This window comes from Streptomyces sp. AC627_RSS907, assembly GCF_019049165.1.
The window spans coordinates 1-799 of the sequence record NZ_JAGMUE010001208.1; the positions used below are offsets into that span (position 1 = coordinate 1).

1 protein-coding gene is annotated in these 799 nt (G+C 71.1%); it reads right to left on the reverse strand.

The window, feature by feature from the left end:
• The coding region (locus KUM32_RS41090; protein WP_217146754.1) for a TerD family protein at positions 1–436 on the reverse strand (436 nt) is incomplete at its 3' end.
• Positions 437–799: the final 363 nt, after the last annotated feature.

The following is a 799-nucleotide window of genomic DNA, read 5'->3' on the forward strand; positions in this document are numbered from 1 at the left end:
GGTAGAAGTCGCCGAGCATCACCGCCCGCTCGGTGCTGAACTCCGCGCCGGTGAACGCGTACCGCGCCACCTCTTCCCCACCGGCGACGATGCGGATGTAACCGGGCCCGACCTGCGACATCTGGCCCGCACCGTCGATGGTCGCGGTGAACGACAGCTTCTGGATGCGCGGCGGAATGCTGTCGAGCGTCACCCGGAAGGACTCGGTGTCCCCGGCCTGCGGGCCGAGCTGCTGGATCGCCTCCTCGGGCGACTTGGGCTGGTTGAAGAAGATGAAGTAACGGTCGTCGGAGAGTCGCTCATCGCCGTCGAGGCCGAAGCAACTGATGTCGAAGGAGAGCCCGGGTCCGGCGATCTGCACGCCGACGTACAGGTCCCTCCCCGCCGTCAGATCGCTGATCTTGGCCTTGTGGCCGCGCTGGAATTCCCTGGCCATACGTAACGACCGTCCCCCATCCCGAAACCGTGAGTGCGTTGCGCGTCAGGCTAACCGCTGACGACACGGACGGGGGATACCGGGGCGACCGGGCCTGTTGGGGCGCGGCCTCCCCGCCGCGCGCCCCACGACCTCGGGAACACCCCCCCAAAAACCAGGGAGAAAGCCCCCGCGAACGGAGCGGCGACGCCCGTGTCCGGCGACAGTGACCCGAGAGACGAGCCCCCCGGGCCCGGTGGTTCCACCCAGCCGGCACCGGCGTGCTCCGGGGGTGCGGCGACACGGCCCGGCCGGGCCGGCGGAAGGCGCTTCGGCCCCGGGCGGGCGAGCGGCGGGGACCCCGCCGCGGGGTCGGGGTGGAAG